Raw genomic sequence first — 5,929 nt, forward strand, 5'->3', positions numbered from 1 at the left:
CACGTCGAGGGTGGTCACCGTCTTGGCGAGCAGGCCCGGATGCCGGTACGTCACGCCGGTGACCAGCAGGCCCAGCCGCATCCGGTTCGTGATGCCGGCGAGGTAGCCGAGCGAGGTGTAGCCCTCGAGCATCGGCTCGAAGGGGCCGCCGGCGTCGAGCATCTGAAACCAGTGGTCCATGAACGAAAAGAGCGAGACGCCACCCTCGTCGGCGATGCGCGCCGTTTCGGTGAGTCGATCGGCGAGGGCGGTCTCCCACTCGGGGGCGGTGAACGTGTAGTAGTGCAGACCCAGATCCATAGGGTCAATCTAATCCCGGAGAACAAAGCCCCCGCGAGACTACCCTCGACTCATGAGATACACACGCCTAGGCAACACCGGAATGAAGATCTCGGAGATCGTGCTCGGGTGCATGAGTTTCGGCACGCCCGATCGCGGCAATCACGTGTGGACCCTCGACGAGGAGACCAGCCGGCCGCTCATCCGCAGCGCCATCGAGCAGGGCATCACCACGTTCGACACGGCCGATGTCTATTCGCGAAGAGATAGTGGGACGCGCCCTGGCCGACTTCGCCCAGCGCGACGACGTCGTGATCGCCACGAAGGTGCACGGGCGCATGGGCGACTCGCCCAACCGCGGGGGCCTGTCGCGGGTGCACATCATGTCGGCGATCGACGACAGCCTGCGCCGCCTCGGCGTCGACCACATCGACCTCTACCAGATCCACCGCTGGGATGCGGAGACCCCGATCGAGGAGACGATGAGCGCGCTGCACGACCTCGTGCGCGGCGGCAAGGTGCGCTACATCGGAGCATCGTCGATGTGGGCGTGGCAGTTCGCGAAGGCGCAGCGGGTCGCCGAGAAGAACGGGCTCACCGCGTTCGTGTCGATGCAGGACCAGTACAACCTGCTGCAGCGCGAGGAGGAACGCGAGATGCATCCGCTCTGCCTCGACGAGAAGGTGGGCGTGCTGCCCTGGTCGCCACTCGCGCGCGGCCGGCTCACCCGCGAGTGGGATGCCGAGACCGGGCGCACGGGCACAGACCTCTTCGGCGCGACCCTGTACTCGTCGCACGACGACTCGAATCGCGCAATCGTGGATGCGGTGGCCGCGATCGCGGGCGAGCGCGGCGTCTCGAGGGCCCAGGTCGCCCTCGCGTGGGTGCGGCAGCAGTCGGCGGTTACGGCACCCATCGTGGGGGCCACGTCGCAGAAGCACCTCGACGACGCAGTCGCCTCGCTCGATGTCGAGCTGGCCGACCCGGAGCTCGCCCGCCTCACCGACCCGTATACACCGCGCGACCCCGAGGGCCTCTAGGCCTCACGCGCGCGCAGAGTCGTCCATGTGGCGCAAATCGACCTCCCTGGCGCGAGTTTCATCGATTAGCGCCAACTTGCATGCCCGCGACCTCCTCCATGTGTCGCAGATCGACTCATCCGGTGAATTTTGGATGGAATTGGGCCACATCGCGTCGGCGGGCCGTAACCGATGGTAGCGAGCTCTTGACGGGACACTTGTTTTTTGCAAGTATCAGATAAGTTCAGCCAGCCCCAGAGTCATCCCGCTACCAGAGGACCCCCCATGAAGTCGATGTTCGTCAACCTGCCCGTCACCGATCTCGAGCGTGCCAAGGCGTTCTATACCGCCCTCGGATTCTCGATCAATCCCAAGTTCTCCGACCACAATGCCGCGTGCGTCGTCGTCGAAGACGGCCACAACTACTTCATGATCCTGGTGCGCGAGTACTTCCAGACCTTCACGAAGCTGCCGATCGGCGACCCTTCCGTCAACCCTTCCGTCTCGACCGCGATCTTCCTCGAGACGCGTGACGCGGTCGACACGGCCGTCACCGACGGTCTTGCGGCCGGCGGATCAGAGCCGCAGCCGGCATCCGATTACGGCTTCATGTACCAGCGCCAGCTCGCCGACCCCGACGGCAACCTCATCGAGTTCGGCTGGATGGACCCGGTGGCCCAAGAGAACGGCCCCGAGGCGCTCGCCGAACAGCAGCCCGAGCAGGCCTGAGGTCGATGGCCGCACGGGATTACGGGCAGTACTCCGGCATCTCGCGCGCCGTCGAACTCATCGGCGAGCGCTGGGCGCTGCTCATCGTGCGCGACCTGCTCGTCGGGCCGCGCCGCTACGGTGAGCTCGCCGCGGGGCTTCCGCGCATCCCGAGCAATATCCTCGCGGCGCGGCTCAAGGAGCTGCAGGCGGTCGGCGTCATTCGCCGGGCGCCGCGCTCACGCGTGATCGTCTACGAGGTGACGCCGTATGGGCGCGAACTCGAACCGGTCGTGCTCGCGTTGGGCGCATGGGGCTTCAAAGCCTTGGGCGAGGCGCGCGACGAACAGGTCATCACGCCCGATTCGATGACCATGGATCTGCGAAGCGCGTTCCAGCCGCGCGTGGCTTTGGAGTTGCCGGCCACCTCGTACGCCGCCAGGTTCGGCGACGCAGAACTGCTCATCCGGGTGGATGGATCCGCCCTCGACGTGACGCGCGGTGAGGGGCCCGTCGACTTCGACTTCGCCTTCGCGACGGGCCCGGCCATCCACCGGCTCATCTCGGGCGAACTGGCCCCGCAGCAGGCGATCGCCGCTCACGCCGTCGAGGTGCTGCACGGGCGCCCGGCCCTGCTCGATCGCTTTGTGAGCACGTTCCACCTCGCAGCTTGAGTGCATCGCGTACCTAATTCAGGAGGAGAGGCCCGCCGCCGCCACTATCCACGAGGCCACCCTCTCCTCCTGAACGAGTAACGCCCTCGCAGCCTGAACGGACATGCGTCAGTCCTAGGATGATCAGCACTACCGAAGTGCAGTGCTAGAGGAGACGTTCCATGACCGGTTCCGCATCCACCGTCGACGCCATGCAGTCGCCCGTCATTCCGCGCGACGCCCACAATCCCTGGTACCAGAGGCCCGCCGAGAGGCTCGAGGGTGAGGCGCTCAGGCAGGTGGATGCGTGGTGGCGGGCAGCAAACTATCTCTCGGTCGGGCAGATCTATCTGCTCGACAACCCCCTGCTCGATCGCCCACTCAGCCGTGACGACGTGAAGCCGCGCCTGCTCGGGCACTGGGGAACGACGCCCGGACTCAACTTCGTCTACGCGCACCTCAACCGCATGATCCGGCACCGCTCGCTGCCGACCCTGTATATCGCCGGCCCCGGCCACGGCGGGCCCGGCATGGTGGCGAACGCGTGGCTCGACGGCACGTACTCCGAGATCTACTCGAAGATCGACCAGACGACCGACGGGATGCGCGGGCTCTTTCGCCAGTTCAGCTTTCCCGGCGGCATCCCGAGCCACGCGGCCCCCGAGACCCCCGGGTCGATCAACGAAGGCGGCGAGCTGGGCTACTCGCTCTCGCACGCGTACGGTGCGGCCTTCGACAACCCCAACCTGCTGGTCGCCGCCGTCATCGGCGACGGCGAGGCCGAGACGGGTCCGCTCGCCACGTCGTGGCACTCGAACAAGTTCATCGACCCCCTGCAAGACGGCGTCGTGCTGCCCATCCTGCACCTCAACGGCTACAAGATCGCCAACCCGTCAGTACTCGCGCGCATCCCCGAAGAAGACCTGCTCGCGCTGATGCGCGGCTACGGCCACAACCCGCATATCGTGTCGGGCGGTTTCGACGGCGAAGACCCGCTGCTCGTGCACGCGCGCATGGCCGAGACGCTCGACACGGTGCTCAACGAGATCGCCTCCATCAAGCAGGATGCCGCCGACGGCACCGGCGAAACAACGCCGCGCTGGCCCATGATCATCTTGCGCACCCCCAAGGGCTGGACCTGCCCGGAGGAGATCGACGGCCTTCCCGTAGAGAACACGTGGCGCGCGCATCAGGTGCCGCTCGCCAGCGCTCGCGACACCGAGGCGCACACCCGCCTGCTCGAGTCGTGGATGAAGAAGTACAAGCCCGAAGAACTGTTCGACGAGAACGGCGCGCCCACGCCGTTCGTCTCCGGCCTCGCCCCCGAGGGCTACCTGCGCATGAGCGCCACCCCCTACTCGAACGGCGGGCTGCTTCGACGCGAGCTCCGGATGCCGGACTTTCGCGAGTACGGCGTCGACGTCACGGCCCCCGGCCACGAGACGGCCGAGGCCACGAAGGTGCTGGGAACGTGGCTCGCCGATGTGATCCGCCTGAACCCCGACAATTTCCGCATCTTCGGGCCAGACGAGACGGCATCCAATCGCCTGCAGGAGGTCTACACGGCCACCGACAAGCAGTGGAACGCCGAGATCCTGCCCGTCGACCTGAACCTCGCCCGCGCCGGGCGTGTGATGGAGATGCTGTCGGAGCACCAGTGCCAGGGCTGGCTCGAGGGCTATCTGCTGACCGGGCGGCACGGACTGTTCAACTGCTACGAGGCGTTCATCCACATCGTCGATTCGATGTTCAACCAGCACGCCAAGTGGCTGCAGGTCGCCCGCTCGATCCCGTGGCGCCGCTCGGTCTCGAGTCTCAACTACCTGCTCTCGAGCCACGTCTGGAGGCAGGACCACAACGGCTTCAGCCACCAGGACCCGGGTTTCATCGACCACGTCGTGAACAAGAAGGCCGACGTGGTGCGCGTCTACCTGCCGGTCGACGCGAACACCCTGCTCTCGACCTACGACCACTGCCTGCGCAGCGTCGACTACATCAACGTGGTCGTCGCGGGCAAACAGCCCGGGCCGCAGTGGCTGTCGATGCCCGAAGCCATCGCGCACTGCACCCGCGGACTCGGCATCTGGGATTGGGCGGGCACCGAGCGGCCGAGCGACGAACCCGACATCGTGCTCGCGTGCGCCGGCGATATCCCGACCATCGAAACCTTGGCCGCCGCATCCCTGCTGCGCAAGCACCTGCCCGAGCTGCGCGTGCGGGTCGTGAACGTGATCGACCTGATGCGCCTGCAAGACGAGACGGAGCATCCGCACGGCCTGTCGAACCGCGACTTCGACACCATCTTCACGACCGACAAGCCCATCGTGTTCGCGTATCACGGCTACCCGTGGCTCATCCATCGCCTGACCTATCGTCGCGCGGCGAACGCCAACCTGCACGTGCGCGGCTTCATCGAGAACGGAACGACGACCACGCCGTTCGACATGCTCATGCTCAACAACCTCGACCGCTACCGCCTGGTGATCGACGCCATCGACCGGGTGCCCGGGCTGGGGTCGAAGGCGGCCACGTTGCGGCAAGACATGCAGGATGCCCGCATGCGGGCCCGGCAGTACACCCGCGAACACGGGGAGGACATTCCCGAAGTCGCCCAATGGCTGTGGTCGGGCAACGACGGAGTGGGCTTCGACCAGAACTACTCGGCCCGCGATGAGGTGGGCGCCGACCAGACCGGCGGCGACAACTCCTAGGCCGGGCGGCTGACGCCAGGGCGGCGGTCAGGCGGGGGTCAGCTCGACCGACCGGCCTCTCAGCGCCGGACAGTTCTCGGGCGTGGGCGACGCACTGATTGCGATCACGGCGTCGAGCCGCCCGAGCGCCTCGCCGAGCTGCGCGACCTGCGCGGCGATCCGGTCGCGTTCGGATACGAGCATAGTGAGCTCGTCTACACCCGCCCGACCGGTATCGACGCAGGGCAGGAGCTTGACGATCGTTCGACTCGGGAGACCGGCCGCGAAGAGCAGCTGCACGAGCTGCACCCGATCGACGGCGGCCCGAGCGTACTCGCGCTGCCCTGCTGCGGTGCGCGTGGCGGCCAGCAGCTTCTGCTCCTCGTAGTACCGGAGTGAACGGACGCTCGCGCCGGTCTTCGCGGCCAGATCGCCGATGCGCATGGTGTCTCCAATCGGGGCTTGCCCCTCACATTGATGTCAGCTTCTAGTCTAGCCACGCTGCAGTGGGAGACGCCCGCTCAGCAGGAGGAGATCGTGAACATCATTGGTTCCGTAGCCCTGGTCACAGGGTCGAACC

5 protein-coding genes and 1 pseudogene are annotated in these 5,929 nt (G+C 66.6%); 4 read left to right on the forward strand and 2 right to left on the reverse strand.

The window, feature by feature from the left end; translation table 11 throughout:
- Nucleotides 1-300, reverse strand: a 300-nt coding sequence (locus ACE5CZ_RS03220) for an LLM class flavin-dependent oxidoreductase (protein ID WP_374945925.1), incomplete at its 3' end; no start/stop codon positions are given.
- Nucleotides 301-352: 52 nt separating this feature from the next.
- Here ACE5CZ_RS03220 and ACE5CZ_RS03225 point away from each other — a divergent pair.
- From ACE5CZ_RS03225 to ACE5CZ_RS03240, 4 genes and pseudogenes are all read left to right on the forward strand, one after another.
- A pseudogene (locus tag ACE5CZ_RS03225) lies at nt 353-1,319 on the forward strand (aldo/keto reductase).
- Nucleotides 1,320-1,583: 264 nt separating this feature from the next.
- Nucleotides 1,584-2,027: a VOC family protein gene (locus ACE5CZ_RS03230; protein WP_374945926.1), complete on the forward strand. Its 444-nt coding sequence runs from the start codon at nt 1,584-1,586 to the stop codon at nt 2,025-2,027.
- Nucleotides 2,028-2,032: 5 nt separating this feature from the next.
- Complete coding sequence (locus tag ACE5CZ_RS03235; protein WP_374945927.1) at nt 2,033-2,680, forward strand: winged helix-turn-helix transcriptional regulator; 648 nt, start codon at nt 2,033-2,035, stop codon at nt 2,678-2,680.
- A gap of 161 nt (nt 2,681-2,841) precedes the next feature.
- The gene (locus tag ACE5CZ_RS03240; protein WP_374945928.1) at nt 2,842-5,370 is read left to right on the forward strand and encodes a phosphoketolase; all 2,529 of its coding nucleotides are present in this window, start codon (nt 2,842-2,844) and stop codon (nt 5,368-5,370) included.
- A gap of 27 nt (nt 5,371-5,397) precedes the next feature.
- On the opposite strand, the gene ACE5CZ_RS03245 is transcribed toward ACE5CZ_RS03240, so the two are convergent.
- Nucleotides 5,398-5,793, reverse strand: a complete 396-nt coding sequence (locus ACE5CZ_RS03245) for a MerR family transcriptional regulator (protein ID WP_374945929.1) — start codon at nt 5,791-5,793, stop codon at nt 5,398-5,400.
- Nucleotides 5,794-5,929 lie beyond the last annotated feature (136 nt).

The sequence above is a fragment of the Agreia sp. genome (assembly GCF_964263775.1).
Lineage (GTDB): Bacteria > Actinomycetota > Actinomycetes > Actinomycetales > Microbacteriaceae > Agreia.

Excerpts from the sequence above, each read along its gene's own strand:
- ACE5CZ_RS03230 (WP_374945926.1), top strand. The coding sequence starts at position 1,584 with ATGAAGTCGATGTTCGTCAACCTGCCCGTCACCGATCTCGAGCGTGCC.
- ACE5CZ_RS03235 (WP_374945927.1), top strand. The coding sequence starts at position 2,033 with ATGGCCGCACGGGATTACGGGCAGTACTCCGGCATCTCGCGCGCCGTC.
- ACE5CZ_RS03240 (WP_374945928.1), top strand. The coding sequence starts at position 2,842 with ATGACCGGTTCCGCATCCACCGTCGACGCCATGCAGTCGCCCGTCATT.
- ACE5CZ_RS03245 (WP_374945929.1), bottom strand. The coding sequence starts at position 5,793 with ATGCGCATCGGCGATCTGGCCGCGAAGACCGGCGCGAGCGTCCGTTCA.